Below are 14,744 nucleotides of genomic sequence, written 5' to 3'. Positions count from 1 at the left end.
CGTTCACCCGCTCGGCCACGCCCCGTCCAGGGCGACCGCGCGCGAGGGGGCCGACGGGTCGTGGGCGACGGCGTCGCCGGGCCGGTGCCAGTGGAGCAGGAAGCGGTGTCCCGCCCGCAGTCCGTCCAGGCCGGCGCGGCAGTACGCGACCATGTCGTCCGGCAGCGCGTCCAGCCGGAACCACGCCAACTCGGCGCACTTGTCCGGCTCGCGGTTCCACGGCTCGCCGCCCGCCCCGTACGCCGCCTCGAAGAACCAGCCGATCCGGGGCTTCGCCGGGGGCGGGGCGCAGTGCTGCATGACGAGCGCGACCTTCAGGTCCTCGGGCGCCAGCCGCAGCCCGATCTCCTCCGCGGCCTCGCGGATCATGGCTTCCCTGACGTCCTCACCGTCCTCCGCATGGCCCGAAGGGGCGTGCAGCAGACCGTCCGCATAGCCCGTACCGGCCCGGCGGGCGAGCAGCACCTCCTTGCCGCGGCGCAGGACGAGGTGGACGTCGACCACTTCGGTGTGCCGGCGCGGGGGCTCGGCGATCAGCACATACCGCTCGTCGGTCACCTCCTTGCCCCACAGCGCCGGATCGCCGGAGAGGCTCTCCACGTACGTCCGCGCCGCCAACGGCTCGACCAGGTCCGTGAGTTCGGCGGCCGGGATGCCGACCGGCTCGGCCTCCCCCCAGCGGCCCTCGACCAGCACCAGCCGGCCGCCGGGCGTGAGCAGCCCGGCCCAGCGGCGCAGCGCAGCCACCGGGTCGGGCAGCGCCCACAGGACATGGCGCACCAGGACGACATCGAACCGCTGCTCCCCCACGGGCGGTTCGGCGGCGTCACCGACCGCGAACGCGGCGTCCCGGCCGGCGAGCTTGGCGCGGGCCCGCGCGATCATGCGCGGGGAACGGTCGACGCCCGTGACCCGATGGCCCAGCTCGGCGGCGAGCAGGGCCAGACTTCCCGTGCCGCAGCCCAGGTCGAGGACGGTGGCGGGCCCGGCCGGGAGCCAGGCGCGCAGTCGGGCGGCCCAGGCGGAACGGACCGCGGGGTCGCGCAGGCCGTGATCGGGCTCGTCGTCGAAGGAGGCGGCGGCCGCTTCCCAGTAGGCGGCGTCGGCGGTCGGCAGGGCCGATTCCCCTTGGGCGGCAGGGGGGTTGAAAGGTCCGGTGGAGGGCTGAGAGGCCGGGTCGGCGGGCGCATCGGTGCTCATGTGCCGATGGTGCCAGCGACCACTGACAACGGCGGGTGGAGGCGTTGCTGACGCGTGCCGAGCGGTCCGCCACGGGCCGCTGCGAAGGGCGCCCGGACAGGGTGAGGGAGTACCGTTGTAGGGCCGGTCCGGAGCGATGGCGCCGCCGCGAGAAGAGCGCGTGCCCGCATGGTGGACCGGCACGGAACCGGTCAGATGAGTGCCTCCCAGAGCAGCCGTTTCTCCGGAGACGGGGTCTTCGACCTCACACGGACGGCCGTGGTGACGGCCGATCGTGCGGGGGTGGCGCAGGGCTGGACCCGGGGCGCGGAGCGGCTCCTCGGCTATCCGGTCTCCGAGGCCGTCGGCAGGCCCCTGGCGGACCTTTTCGCCGGGGTGGGCGCCGGGTCCGAGCAGGACGGCAGGTGGCAGAGCCGGCTGGCGTCGGCGGACGGCTGGAGCGGACTGGAGGCCGTACGGCACAAGGACGGCCACCGCCTCGACCTGGAGTTCCGCGTTCTGCCCCTCCTGGATGCCCGGAAGGACTCCGTACGTCTCGTGCTCGCCGCGGAGATGGCGCAGACGCCCTGGTCGGGGGCGAGCCGCTCGTTCCTGGAGGGCATTCTCGGCATGTCGCCGATCGGTGTGGCCATGGTGAACGCCGATCTCCAGTTCGTGTGGCTGAACGACGCCCTGGAGGAGATGGGCGGTACCACCCGTGCGCAGCGCCTCGGGAAGCGCCTGGCGGACATCCAGCCGGGCCTGGACGGGGAGGCCATCGAGGCGGAGATGCGCCGGGTGCTGGGCACGGGCATCCCCTCGGTCGGCTACGAATACCTGGGGCGTCCGCAGTCCGATCCGCAACGGGAGCACGCCTACTCCACGTCGTTCTTCCGTCTGGAGGACGAAGCCGGTCAGGTGCTCGGCGTCTGCTACATGGTCCTCGACGTCACGGAAAGTTACCGGGCCCGGCAGCGGATGGCACTGCTGAACAAGGCCGGCGAGCGCATCGGCAGCTCGCTGGACGTCTGGCGGACCGCGCAGGAGCTCGCCGACGCGGCGGTTCCGGATCTTGCCGACTTCGTCACCGTCGATCTGCTCGATGCGCTGCTCACCAGCCAGGACGCGGCGCCCGGACCGCTCGATGCGGCGGACCTGCTCACCATGCGCCGGGCGGGAGCGCAGTCCGTCCGCGAGGGCTGCCCGGAGGCGGTGGTCGCCATCGGGGAGGCGGCCGCCTATCCCCCGTCGGCGCCCGTCGTGCGGAGCCTGACCGAGGGCGACTCCACGCTGCTCCAGACGCTGGATATTGCCGACGGTGACCGGTCGGCCGATGACCCGTTCCGGGCAGCACATCTGCGGGGACTGGGCTTTCATTCGCTGATGGTGGTGCCGCTCCGGGCGCGGGGCGTCTTCCTGGGAGCGGCCGCGTTCGCCCGCCGGCAGCCCGTCGGACCGTTCCAGCCCGACGACCTGGTGCTCGCCGAGGAATTCGTCGCCCGCGCCGCGATCTCCATCGACAATGCCCGCCGGTACACCCGCGAGCACACCGCGGCCCTCACCCTCCAGCACAGCCTGCTGCCGCGCGATCTGCCCGAGCAGTGCGCGGTGGAAGCCGCCTACCGCTATCTGCCGGCCGACTCCCTCAGCGGGGTCGGCGGCGACTGGTTCGACGTGATCCCGCTGTCCGGAGCACGGGTCGCGCTGGTGGTCGGCGATGTGGTCGGCCACGGCGTGCATGCCGCGGCCACGATGGGGCGGCTGCGCGCCGCGGTACAGGCGCTCGCGGACCTGGACCTGTCCCCGGAAGAGGTGCTGGCGCATCTGGACGACATGCTCAACCGCGTCGCCCACGACACGAACACCGACGACGGGTCCATCGGGGCCACCTGCCTCTACGCCGTCTACGACCCCGTCAGCTGCTCCTGCGCCCTGGCCCGCGCCGGCCACCCCGCTCCGCTGCTCGTCAGCCCCGAGGGCACCGGCCGGCTTCTGGAGCTGCCGACCGGCCCACCGCTGGGGCTGGGCGGGATGCCCTTCGAATCCGTCGAACTGCCGCTGCCGGAAGGGAGTCTGCTGGCCCTTTACACCAACGGTCTGCTGCTGGGGAAGGCCCTCGATCTCGACGGGGGGATCACCAGGCTGCGCGACGCGCTGGCCGATCCGCAAGCCCCGCTGGAGGACCTCTGCGACACGGTGATCGGCGGTCTGCCGGGCGGGCGGCCGGTCGACGATGTGGCGCTGCTGCTGGCACGTACCCGGGCCCTGCCCCGGACCCGGCTGGCCACTTGGGAGATCCCCGCCGACCCGTCCGCGGTCGGCGAGGCCCGCAGGACCGCCGCCGGACAGCTGAGGGAGTGGGGCCTGGAGGAACTCGCCTTCTCCACCGAGCTGATCGTCAGCGAACTGGTCACCAACGCCCTCCGGCACGCCTCCGCACCGATCGGCCTGCGGATGATCCGGGCCCGCGAGCTGATCTGCGAGGTCTCGGACGCCAGCAGCACCTCCCCGCACCTCCGCCACGCCCGGACCACCGACGAGGGAGGGCGCGGCCTGTTCCTCATCGCCCGCTACGCCCAGCGGTGGGGCACCCGCTACACCGCCGAGGGAAAAATCATCTGGGCCGAACTCCCCCTCGGCACCACCACCGACCCCGAACCGGCCGACGACCTGGACGCACTCCTCGAACACCTGGAGGACCAGGGGGACTTCACGGGGGCCTAGGGCGGCGAGGACAGGGGCGGGAAATGGCCCGGGAGTTGGCGGCTACGAGACCTGGACCCACCCGATGCCCCTTTCCTCCCCGCCTGCCTGTGCCCCCGCTTAGCCGCTCCTTAAGCCCGCCATAAAGATCCTCCGGAACGGGCTTTGCGGGGCGAATGCGCTGTTCAGCGGGGCTAGCGTGCTTCTCGTCAGGCGGCGCTGCGGGCCGTTGGCGCCGCTCACCGGGGGACGGCGCCGTGGTCTGCGTCCGACCCCCCACCACTGTGCTGCCTCGTGCCCTCGCTCGATGCAAATGATGAAGGAGACCCCCACGATGACCGTTCGTCGTAAAGCCACCGGGATCGCGCTGACCGGCATCGCGCCGCTCGCGCTCACCGTGCTCACCGCGAGCCCGGCCGCCGCGCACGGTTCGATGACGGACCCGGTCAGCCGGGTCTCGGCCTGCTTCGCCGAGGGGCCGGAGAGCCCGAAGTCCGCGGCGTGCAAGGCGGCCGTGCAGGCCGGCGGCACCCAGGCGCTCTACGACTGGAACGGCGTACGGGACGGCAATGCGGGCGGGCAGTCCAGGACGCGCATCCCGGACGGCAAGCTGTGCAGTGCCAACAGTGCGGAGTACAAGGGCCTGGACCTGCCCCGTGCCGACTGGCCCTCGTCCACGATGCGGGCGGGCAGCCACACCTTCCACTACAAGGCCACGGCGCCCCACCGGGGGTCCTTCGAGCTGTACCTCACCAAGAGCAGCTACAACCCGGCCAAGCCGCTGAAGTGGTCCGACCTGGAGTCGAAGCCGTTCGCGAAGGTCACCGATCCGAAGCTGACCAACGGAGAGTACGTCTTCGACGGGAAGGTGCCAGCACGGTCCGGGCGCCATCTGATCTACAGCATCTGGCAGCGGTCGGACAGCCCGGAGGCGTTCTACACCTGCTCGGACGTCGTCTTCGGAAAGGGCAGCGACGCATCCGCGGCGAAGCCCGCGCCCACCGCCTCCGCGCCGAGTGCCACCCAGCTCTCGGCGGCCGCCGGCAAGTCGTCGATCGGGACGGGCCGGCACGAGCACAAGGAGAACGGGACGGGCCCGCACACCGATGCAGTGACGCCGGCGGGCGCCGACGCCCCTGCGCCGGGCGGCAGTTCGAAGACCGAGGCCAACGCCTCGAAGACCACGGGCAACGCCGCGCAGGCACAGGGCGGCGGCACGCCCGTCGGCGGTCAGCGGCTGGCGGAGACCGGTGGTGACAGCTCCACCGCCCCGCTGGCCATCGGCGGCGCCGCCGTCCTGGCCGTGGGTGCCGGGGTGCTGTTCACCACCTCGCGCCGCAAGGCCGCCCGGCACCACGGCTGAGCCCTCCGCCCGGCACCCGGCCGGCCGGGAAGCGACGCCGCCCCTCTTCTGCACCTCGGGGGCGGCGTCGCCCCGTTGCGGGCCGTTGTCACGGGCCGTTCGGCGGCAGCGGCTCGATGATGTCGTTGGCGACGTGCTGGTAGATGACCGAGCTGCGGCAGTCGACGACCTCGCGGCGCTTGAAGACCTGGTCCATGAGGAGCGCATGCAGCCTGTCGACGTCCGGGACGGCGACATGGACCAGGAAGTCGTCGCCGCCCGCGACGACATAGACGTTGAGCACCTCGGGCAGCGAGGTCAAGAACGCCTTGAACCGCTCGATGACCTCGCGGTTCATCGGACGGATCCGGATCGTGAGCAACGCCTGTACGGGGCGGTTGAGGGCGCGCAGATCGACCGTGGCCCGGAAGCCGGTGAGCACACCGCGGGCGCGCAGCGCGCGGACCCGCTCCAGACAGGTGGAGGGCGCGATGTTGAGTCTGCCGGCCAGTTCGCGATTGGTCTGCCGTGCATCGCGCTGTAGTTCGCGGACAATCGCCGAATCAATGTCATCCATGGACTCCATGGTGCCGTGCCCACCGAATTTCGTTCGGCCAGAGCCCCATTTGATCATTTGCACGGTTACCTTCTGCGACTGTGACCGTACAAGAAACATCCCTTCCCCCTTCCGAACGTCCGGATGTACGGCGGCTGGGCATCGGCAGTGGTACCGCGCTGTGCGCCGGCGCGGTGCTCGGCCCCGGCGTCCTGGCCCTGCCGTCCCTGGCCGCCGACGCGGCCGGACCCGCCTCGCTCGTGGCCTGGGTGGTGCTGCTGGCCCTGTGCGTGCCGGTGGCCACCGCCTTCGCGGCGCTCGGTGCGCGGTTCCCCGACGGCGGGGGCGTGGCCACGTATGTGCACCGGGCGATCGGGCCGCGTGCGGCGGCCGTGGTGGGGTGGTGGTTCTACGGAGCGGTGCCGATCGGTGTGGTCTCGGCGGCCTGGATCGGCGGGAAGTACGTGGCCGATGCGGCCGGTTGGGGCGGCACGGGCGCGGCCGTGGTGGCCGGGGCGGTGGTGACGGTGGCGCTGGTCTCCAACGCGGTGGGGCTGCGGATGTCGGGCCGGGTGCAGCTGCTGCTCGGCGGGCTGCTGGCGGTGGTGCTGCTGGGCACGGTGCTGGCCGCCGCCCCACAGGTGTCCGCCCGCCACTTCACACCGTTCCTGCCCGGCGGCTGGTCCTCGGTGGGGTCGGCGGCCTCGGTGCTGTTCTTCGCGTTCGCGGGCTGGGAGGCGGCCAGCCATCTGTCGGGCGAGTTCGCCGATCCCGGACGGGACCTGCCGCGGGTGACGCGCCGTACGCTCGCCGTCATCACCGTGCTCTACCTGGGGCTCGCGGTGGTCACGATCGGTGCACTGGGACCGGCCGCGGCCGCCACCGACACTCCGCTGACCGAGCTGCTCGCCCGGAGCGTGGGCGGCGCGGCCCGCCCCGTGGCCGCTGCGGCGGCGCTCTTTCTCACCTTCGGCGCGGTCAACTCGTATCTGGCCGGGGCGTCCCGGCTCGGTGCGGCGCTCGGCCGGGACGGGGCGGCGCCGCGGCTGCTTGCCGAGGGCGGCGGGCCGGGCGAGGTGCCGCGGCGGTCGCTGGCGGTGCTGGGCGGGGCGGCCGTCCTCGTGGGCGCGGCGGCCGGCTTCGGCGGCGCCGATCTGGATGTCCTGATGAGGGCCACCGCCACCTGTCTGGCGGCGGTGACCCTCGCCGGCCTCGCCGCCGCACTGGTGCTGCTGCCGCGCCGCACTCCCCTGTGGTGCGGCGTGTGCGCGAGCACACTGCTGACGGCGGCGGTGCTGGTCTTCTCCGGATGGCTGCTGCTGATCCCCGCGGGCCTGGCGAGCGCCGCGTTCTGCTTTCTGACGCTGCGCCGGGTGATCCGCCGGGACCGCGTCAGCCGGTGAGGTGGCGCAGCAGCCGGGCGGAGCGGCTCCAGCCGGCAGGCCGGGCGACGGTGCCCGTACAGGAGAGCCGGTCGGTGTCGCCGGACAGGCCGTCGAGCAGCAGACCCACCTCGGCCCCGGGCACCGGCAGCACCCTCTCGTGCACGTTGCAGACGCCCATCGCGCCCCTTTCCGTACCTGGTCCGCACCTCTTCCGGGAAGGTTATGGAGACACCTCTCCAATATAGTGGAGAGTACCCTCTAGAACATGGCCAGGCCACCCCGTTTCGATACCCCGCAGCTCCTCGACGCCGCCGTGCGGCTGGCAGCCGAGTCCGGGCCCTCGGGCGTCACCATGTCCGCGGTCGCGGCGGCCGTCGGCGCCCCCAGCGGCTCGCTCTACCACCGCTTCACGGGCCGTACGGCACTGCTCGCCGAGGTATGGCTGCGGACCGTCGAGGACTTCCAGGAGGGCTACTTCGAGGCCCTTGAATCATCGGACGACCCTCGCGCCGGGGGCCGGGCGGCCGCCCGGCACATCGTGTCGTGGAGCCGCACCCACCCGGCGGAGGCCGCGCTGCTCCTGTACGGGGCGCAGGAGTTCGGGCGGGACGACTGGTCCGACGAGCACCTGCTCCGCGCGGAGGAGGGGAACATACAGGTCCGGGCGGCCGTGGCGGCGCTCGCGGGCGCACTGGGGATGCACGGCAGGCCGAGCCTGGACCGGGTGACGCTCGCCGTCATCGATCTCCCGCTGTCCGTGGTGCGCCGCCATCTGCGCGGCGGAACACCGCTGCCCCCACACGCCGAGGACCTGGCGGAGCGGTGCACCGACGCACTGCTGGCCGGCGATTGACGGAGACGAGGGGGACGACACCCCGCGGACGGCGCGCGGCCCGGCGTACGGGCGGACCAGAGCCCCACGCGCAGCACGGTCCGGCCCCCGCACGGGCGGTGGGCCGGACCGGCACCCGGTCAGCGCGACGCGCAGGTGGTCGGGGTGGCGTGGGCCGGGTCCAGGGCGTTGGCCGTCTCGTGGAAGGCGATGCGGTCGACGAGGCCGATGGCCACGTGCTCGGAGTAATCGGCGGAACACAGGTCCTGGAGCACGACGTTGCGCACATCGGGGCCGTCGAGGAAGGTGGTCCGGTAGGGGGTGACGACCTCGTCGTACTTGGTCGCGATCACGGTGTAGTGCACCCCGGGGACGGTGTCGCCGCCCTCGTTGAGGCGGTTGAGGATCTCCGAGCCGGCGATCTGGTCGGACAGTCCAGGCGTCAGCTTGTCGAGGTACTGCTTGGCGCCGGGGAAGTAGGGCAGCAGACGGGTCAGACCGTTCAGATCGGTACCGTGATTGTCGGGGGCCAGCCCGACCAGCGCGTTCACCTTGCCCGCGCCGCCGTGGAACTTCATGTACACCCGCGGCATCATGCCGCCCTGCGAATGGCCGACGAGATCGGCCTTCGAGGTGCCGGTGGCGGCCAGCACCCGGTCGACGTAGGTGGCGAGCTGCTGGGCGGAGGCGTCGACCGGCCCCAGCCCGTGGAAGAACGGGACGCCGGGCAACTGCCCGTAGTCCAGGGAGAAGACGCAGTAGCCGCGGGCCACCAGGTAGGGCGCGAGGCCCAGCCAGTTGTCGATGGCGTTGCCCAGGGTGCCGTGCACCAGGACCACCGGCCGCGGGTGGTCGGCGGAGGGCTTGCAGGAGTAGTTGTTCCAGCCGCTGCGGACGGTGGGGGCGTCGGCGGCGGCGGGCGGCGCGGGGGTGGTGACACCGAGGGCCAGGGCGAGGGCGGGCAGCAGGGTCAGCGTTCTTGACCAGCGCAGCTTCATACGATGCTCCTTGCGGGGTGAGGGGGACTCCGAAGTGCTCGGTGAGCCGTTCACCTGCGATCCGGATCGCAAGGGCCAACGCAGTTGACTGGCAAGTAAGTTACGGCTGGGTAAGCAAGGTGTACCAGCGGTGTGACGGTGAAGGAAACCGCACATGACCCTCACCGGACGTCCGGGGTGCAGAGCGCCGCTTGTGTGCTTGCGCCCTCCGATGTCACGGCCGACTCGGATGCCGGAGCGGTCCCGTATCGTCGATAACGCCTTGACCAGTGGCGTAAGACATAAGACGTAACAAGAGGGGGACACCGATGGAGACGGCAGAGGCCGCGGATCCGGCCGGCATCGTGGAGGTCTCGTCGGAGGCGGAGCTGCGCGAGCTGATCGGTGAGCCCAGCTCCCACGCGGCGAACAAGACCCGCCACCGGCTGCACGACATCGACCGGCAGTGGCTGGCCCACTCGCCGTTCTGCGTGATCGCCACCGCGGACGCACAGGGCCGGTGCGATGTCTCGCCCAAGGGCGACCCCGCGGGCTTCACCCATGTCCTGGACGACACCACCCTCGTGATCCCGGACCGTCCCGGCAACAAGCGCCTGGACGGCATGGTGAACCTCCTCGGCAATCCCCGTGTCGGGCTGAACTACTTCCTGCCGGGGCGCGGTGACACCCTCCGGATCAACGGCCGCGCCCGGCTGCTGCGCGATGCCCCGTTCTTCGACGAGCTGACCGTCAAGGGCAACCGCCCGCGGCTGGCGCTGCTGGTGGAGGTCGAGGAGGTCTTCTACCACTGCTCCAAGGCGTTCCTGCGCTCGCAGCTGTGGAATCCGGAGACCTGGCAGCCGGACGCACTGCCCTCGCGGGCCCGGATCGTCAAGGGCGTCGAGGCCCAGGAGATGCCGCTGGCGGAGCTGGAGCAGCACTACGGCCCGCGGTATGCGGAGAAGCTCTACGGCTGAGGCGCCACGGCCGGTCGCTACGGCCGGGCGGCCCCGGGGCCGGGTGGCTTGGCACCCGGGGGCGGGGGCGGGCGCATACGACCGGTGTGGCCGAGGGTCGCCGCGGGCCGTACGCTCCCGGACCCGAAGCGCGCCCTCGCCCGGTCGACGGCCGCCTCGATACGGTGCGCCTTGTCGTCGGACGGGTCGAAAGTCAGCTGGCGCACGGCGAGTTCGGCGCGGCACAGATCCTCCGCGCGCAGTGCCACGGACCGCACCCGCGCCCGCTGCAATCCGAGCGCGGCATGCAGCGCATAGGCCGTCCCGGTCAGTGCGGGCCCGTGCGCGGTCGGCCCGTCCAGCCGCCGGGTGCGGGTCGTGGTGGAGCGGTCGGCGTAGCGGACGGTGAGGGTGAGCGCACGGGCCACCTGCCCGCTCGCACGCATCCGGGCGCCGAGGCCGTCGGCGAGCGAGAGCAGCGCCCGGCGGCGCCTGGCCGGGTCCAGCTCGTCGTGGACGAAGCGGTGTTCCGCGCCCATCGAGCGGGCCGCGGCGTTGGGCGTCACCGGCGTCGGATCGATGCCGCGGGCCCGCTCGTACACGACGCGGCCGGTCTTCGCGCCGAGGATCCGTTGCAGGGTCGCGGGCGGTGCGGCGGCGATCCGGCCGACGCTGTCGAGCCCGTACGCACACAGGGCGCGCGCGGTCGCCGGGCCGACGCCGTGCAGCGCCGAGGCAGGCCGGCGGCCGAGGAACGCGGCGACGGCCTCGGCGCCCTCGGGAACGGACCGGATCTCCCCGGGCGCCGCTTCCTGGGCCGCCATACGGGCGAGCAGCGGGTTGGCGCCGATCCCGATCGTGCACCGCACGCCGTGCCAGGCCAGCGCGCGCAGCCGTACGAGCTCGGCGATGCCCGCCGCGTCCCGGTCGAAGTAGCGCAGCGCACCGCGCACGTCCGCCAGCGCGGCGTCCGGCGGCAGCGCCTCGATCACCGGGGTGAACTGCGCCAGCAGCCGCAGCAGTTGCTCGAAGCCTCCGGCGCTCACGGGGGTGTCGTCGGCGGCCTTGAAGCGTATGTGGAGCATGCCCGGCTGCCGCGGGGCGCCGGACGGCTCCGGCGGCGCGGCGGGCGGCCTCGGCGCGGGGGTCATCCCGCGCTCCCCGGGCTGGAGTGCCACAACTTGCGTCCGGTGGCGGCGCGTTCGCCCGGGGGCTGGAGGTCGGCCCACGGGTGCAGCTCATAGCCGGTCTCCAGCCGGATGGTGCGGCCCGGGGCGGCGGCCGGCTCGGGTTCCCGGCCCGCCTCGGACTCCTTCCCCGGCAGCCCCTTGCCCGTCCCGTCCGTCCCGTCCGTCCCGTCGTCCGCCCCCTCCGCCCCGCCGTCCGGCGTGTCCGGCCCCGTCGCGAGCCGGGCGGCGACCGCCTCCAGCCCGCCCTCGCGACGGAGTTCGGCCAGCTCGGCGAGGTTCCAGGCGGCGGCGCCGACCACGCTGAAGCTGCGCGGACCGCGCCGCTGGACCGTACCGCGCACCAGCAGCAGCCAGGAGTGGAAGACCGTGTGCGCACAGGCCGCGTGGCTGTCGTCGAAGAAGGCGCAGTCGACCAGTCCCGTGCTGTCGTCCAGGGTGGTGAAGATGACCCGGCGGCCGGAGCGGATCGGCGGTGTCTGGGTGGCCGCCTTGGCGCCGGCGACCAGCACCGTCTCTCCGTGCCTGGCGCCGCGCAGCAGCCGGGCCGGCAGCGCGCCCAGCTCCGCGAGGAACTCCCGGTGGTCGGCCATCAGATGGCGGGAGGCGTCCATGCCGAGGACGCCCAGCTCGGCGCTGAGCCGTTCGACATCGCTGAGGTCGGGCAGCCCCACCGGCTCGACCAGATCGGCCGGAGCCGTCCGTTCCGCGCCCGCACTGTCGAGGGCCCCGGCCGGCAGCGTCAGCTGGCCACCGGACGTCTGCCGCCCGTGGTGGTGCAGCTCGGCGAGGTACAGCAGCAGATCCCGCCGATTCGCGCCGAAGGCGTCCAACGCGCCCACCCGGGCGAGGCGTTCGGCCACCGGGCGGCTCGGCCTGGCCCGCTGCCACAGGTCCTGGAGCGAGCGGTAGGGCTGCCCGGCCTCGATCCGCCGCGCCTCGGCCTCGCTCATGCCGTGCACATCGCAGAGCGCGAGCCGCAGCCCCCAGAGCGCGCCGGAGCGGGGCCCGCCGCCCCTACCGGAACCGGACACCAGTTCGATCCGGTGAGCGACCGCCGACCGGTTCACGTCCAGCGGCAGCACCGGCACCCCGCGCCGCCGTGCGTCCGCGAGCAGCAGCCGCTTCGGGTACATCCCGGGGTCGTGGGTGAGCAGCCCGGCGTAGAAGGCCGCGGGATGGTGTGCCTTGAGCCAGGCGGACTGGTAGGTGGGCACCGCGAAGGCCACCGCATGCGCCTTGCAGAAGCCGTACGAGCCGAAGGCCTCGACGATCTCCCAGGTGCGCGCGATCACTTCGGACGTATAGCCGCGCCGCTCGGCGCGCTGGGCGAACCAGGCGCGGAGCCTGCCCTGGAGCTCCGGGTGCGACAGCGCGCGCCGCTTCTCGTCCGCCTCGTCCCGTGCGCAGCCCGTCATGATCCGCAGCAGCTCGATGATCTGCTCGTGGAACACCACCACCCCGTAGGTCTCGCGCAGCGGCTCCTCCAGGTCGGGGTGCGGATAACGGACCGGCTTCCGGCCGTGCCGGGCCTCGATGAAGGGCCGCACCATATCGGCGGCGACCGGCCCCGGCCGGAAGAGGGAGATGTCGACGACCAGATCGTGGAAGGTGGCGGGCTGAAGCCTGCCGACCAGGTCGCGCTGGCCCGGCGACTCGATCTGGAAGCAGCCGAGCGTCTCGGTCGAGCGGATCAGGTCGTAGGTCGCATCGTCGCCGGGCGGCACCTGCGCGGGGTCGTCGAGATCGATCCGGCGCCCGGTGGCCCGGCCGACCTCGGCGACCGCATGCGCCATCGCGGACTGCATCCGTACGCCCAGCACATCGAGCTTGAGCAGCCCCAGGTCCTCCACGTCCTCCTTGTCGAACTGGGACATGGCGAAGCCCTCGCCGCTGGTCGGGACGACCGGCGTACGGTCCAGCAGCGTGGCGTCCGAGAGCAGCACCCCGCACGGGTGCATGGCGATCCCGCGCGGCAGCGCGTCCAGCGCCTCGACCAGCGGCCACAGCCGCTCGCCGCCGGCCTCCCGCACCCCGCGCAGCTCCGGCAGCTCGGCCAGCGCCGCCCGCGCGTCCCGGGCGCGGATGTGCGGGAAGGCCTTGGCCAGGCGGTCCACCTGCGCCGGGTCCATGCCCAGGGCGGCACCCACGTCCCGTACGGCGTGCCGTACGCGGTAGGTCTCGGGCATCGAGACCGTGGCGACCCGCTCCACGCCGAAGCGGTCGAAGATCGCGCGGTAGACCTCCAGCCGGCGGGCGGACTCGACGTCGATGTCGATGTCCGGCAGTGCCGCCCGCCGCTCGGACAGGAAGCGCTCCATCAGCAGGCCGTGCTCGACCGGGTCGGCGTGCGCGATGCCGAGGAGGTGGTTGACCAGGGAGCCGGCGCCGGACCCGCGGGCCGCGACCCGGATACCCATCTCCCGTATGTCGTCCACTACTTGAGAGACCGTCAGGAAGTACGAGGGGTAGCCGAGCCGTTCGATCGTGCGCAGTTCGTCGTGCAGCCGGTCCCAGCGCGCGCGGTCGCGGTCGTAGCCGCGCAGCACCATCCCGGCGGCGCAGCGCGAGCGCAGCACCCGGGCGGCGGTGCGGTGGCCCGCGCCGACCAGCCGCGGCTCGGGGAAGTGGACACGGCCGAGCCCGATGTCGTCCTGCGGGTCGACCAGGCACGCGCCGGCGGTCTCCTCGGTCATGGCGAGCAGCCGGTGGGCCAGGTCGCGCCGGAATCCGGCCGCCTCGGCGATCCGCTCGGCGGTGTGGCTCATCGTGGCGGCGTCCTTGAGCCAGCGCTCGCCGCTGTCCCAGGCCTCGGGCCGGCTCCGGTCCACCGGCACCAGACGGCGGGCGGAATCCAGGACGTCGGCGACCGGGCCCTGACCGGGGTCGGCATAGCGGACCGCGTTGGTCAGGACGGCGCGGACGCCCTGGTCGACGGCGAAGCCGAGGGTGCGGGCGGCCAGCCGCGGGGAGCCGGGGCCGCTGCCGGGCCGCCCGTGGTCGACGACCTCCAGGCGCAGCGCCTCGCCGTACAGCTCGCGCCAGGGGGCGAGGAGCCGGGCGGCGCGGTCCGGGCGGCCGGCGGCCAGCGCCCGGCCGACCTCGGAGTCCGGTCCGAGCAGCACGGTCAGTCCGTCCGTGACGGATTCCAGGGAGCTCCACGGGAGGACGGGCTGCTCGGCCCGGCCTGCGTGGGCGGCCGAGACCAGCCGGCACAGGGCGGCCCAGCCGGCCGCTCCGTCGCGGGCCAGGAAGACGGCGCGGGCGGCGGACTCGTCGAGGAAGGCGCCGCCGCGCACCGGGGTACGCCGCCGCGCGGTGGCCGTGCCGGTGACGGGCACCGACTCGTGTTCCGCCACGGCGAGTTCGGTGCCGAACAGCGGGCGGACACCGGCCTCGGCGGCGGCCTTGGCGAAGCGTACGGCCCCGGAGAGCCCGTCCCGGTCGGTCAGTGCGAGGGCGTCCATCCCGCGTTCGGCGGCGCGCTCGGCGAGCCGCTCCGGATGGGAGGCGCCGTAGCGCAGGGAGAACCCCGAAGCGGTGTGCAGATGCGTGAACCCGGGCATCCGCACCTCCTGCGCCTCATCCGCCCCCCAGCTGACCTTGTGTCTCTCGTTCCTCCCCTCC

General features: G+C 73.2%; 11 protein-coding genes. 5 read left to right on the top strand and 6 right to left on the bottom strand.

The features are described from left to right. Nucleotides 1–3: 3 nt before the first annotated feature. Entirely contained in the window at nucleotides 4–1,200 is a 1,197-nt protein-coding gene (locus IF67_RS0127755) for a methyltransferase domain-containing protein (RefSeq protein WP_078889669.1), read from the bottom strand. A gap of 195 nt (nucleotides 1,201–1,395) precedes the next feature. Between IF67_RS0127755 and IF67_RS0127750 the strand changes: the two genes are divergently transcribed. Beyond that, nucleotides 1,396–3,903 carry a SpoIIE family protein phosphatase gene (locus IF67_RS0127750; RefSeq protein ID WP_030990191.1) on the top strand — a complete coding sequence of 836 codons (2,508 nt, stop codon included), beginning with the start codon at nucleotides 1,396–1,398 and terminating at the stop codon, nucleotides 3,901–3,903. Nucleotides 3,904–4,216: 313 nt separating this feature from the next. Further along, nucleotides 4,217–5,245 (top strand): lytic polysaccharide monooxygenase, encoded by a 1,029-nt coding sequence (locus tag IF67_RS0127745; RefSeq protein ID WP_030990189.1) that lies wholly within the window; start codon nucleotides 4,217–4,219, stop codon nucleotides 5,243–5,245. 88 nt (nucleotides 5,246–5,333) lie between these two features. Here the strand turns inward: IF67_RS0127745 and IF67_RS0127740 are convergent, their stop codons facing one another. Next, on the bottom strand, nucleotides 5,334–5,801 hold the full coding sequence (locus IF67_RS0127740; protein WP_030990187.1) for an Lrp/AsnC family transcriptional regulator: 468 nt from the start codon (nucleotides 5,799–5,801) through the stop codon (nucleotides 5,334–5,336). A gap of 80 nt (nucleotides 5,802–5,881) precedes the next feature. Between IF67_RS0127740 and IF67_RS0127735 the strand changes: the two genes are divergently transcribed. Further along, nucleotides 5,882–7,183, top strand: coding sequence for an APC family permease (locus IF67_RS0127735; RefSeq protein WP_037839942.1), 1,302 nt, complete (start codon nucleotides 5,882–5,884; stop codon nucleotides 7,181–7,183). On the opposite strand, the gene IF67_RS46375 is transcribed toward IF67_RS0127735, so the two are convergent. Then, on the bottom strand, nucleotides 7,173–7,343 hold the full coding sequence (locus IF67_RS46375) for a hypothetical protein (RefSeq protein ID WP_420708722.1): 171 nt from the start codon (nucleotides 7,341–7,343) through the stop codon (nucleotides 7,173–7,175). The genes IF67_RS0127735 and IF67_RS46375 overlap by 11 nt on opposite strands. A gap of 87 nt (nucleotides 7,344–7,430) precedes the next feature. Between IF67_RS46375 and IF67_RS0127725 the strand changes: the two genes are divergently transcribed. After that, nucleotides 7,431–8,018, top strand: coding sequence for a TetR/AcrR family transcriptional regulator (locus IF67_RS0127725; RefSeq protein ID WP_030990183.1), 588 nt, complete (start codon nucleotides 7,431–7,433; stop codon nucleotides 8,016–8,018). Between the two features lie 119 nt (nucleotides 8,019–8,137). Here IF67_RS0127725 and IF67_RS0127720 read toward each other — a convergent pair whose 3' ends face one another. Further along, nucleotides 8,138–8,995, bottom strand: coding sequence for an esterase/lipase family protein (locus tag IF67_RS0127720; RefSeq protein ID WP_030990181.1), 858 nt, complete (start codon nucleotides 8,993–8,995; stop codon nucleotides 8,138–8,140). A 308-nt stretch (nucleotides 8,996–9,303) separates the two neighbouring features. Between IF67_RS0127720 and IF67_RS0127715 the strand changes: the two genes are divergently transcribed. Continuing rightward, nucleotides 9,304–9,951, top strand: coding sequence for a pyridoxamine 5'-phosphate oxidase family protein (locus tag IF67_RS0127715; RefSeq protein ID WP_030990180.1), 648 nt, complete (start codon nucleotides 9,304–9,306; stop codon nucleotides 9,949–9,951). Between the two features lie 17 nt (nucleotides 9,952–9,968). On the opposite strand, the gene IF67_RS39565 is transcribed toward IF67_RS0127715, so the two are convergent. Both IF67_RS39565 and IF67_RS0127705 read right to left on the bottom strand, forming a co-directional pair. After that, nucleotides 9,969–11,081, bottom strand: coding sequence for a DNA polymerase Y family protein (locus IF67_RS39565; RefSeq protein ID WP_051818689.1), 1,113 nt, complete (start codon nucleotides 11,079–11,081; stop codon nucleotides 9,969–9,971). Continuing rightward, a complete protein-coding gene (locus IF67_RS0127705; RefSeq protein WP_030990177.1) occupies nucleotides 11,078–14,683 on the bottom strand; it encodes a DNA polymerase III subunit alpha in 3,606 nt (1,201 codons plus the stop codon). The genes IF67_RS39565 and IF67_RS0127705 overlap by 4 nt, the downstream gene beginning before the upstream one ends. Nucleotides 14,684–14,744 lie beyond the last annotated feature (61 nt).

Origin of the sequence: Streptomyces sp. NRRL S-1813 (assembly GCF_000719605.1) — a bacterium.
Classification (GTDB): Bacteria; Actinomycetota; Actinomycetes; order Streptomycetales; family Streptomycetaceae; genus Streptomyces; species Streptomyces decoyicus.
This window is presented reverse-complemented; position numbering and strand designations above follow the sequence as displayed.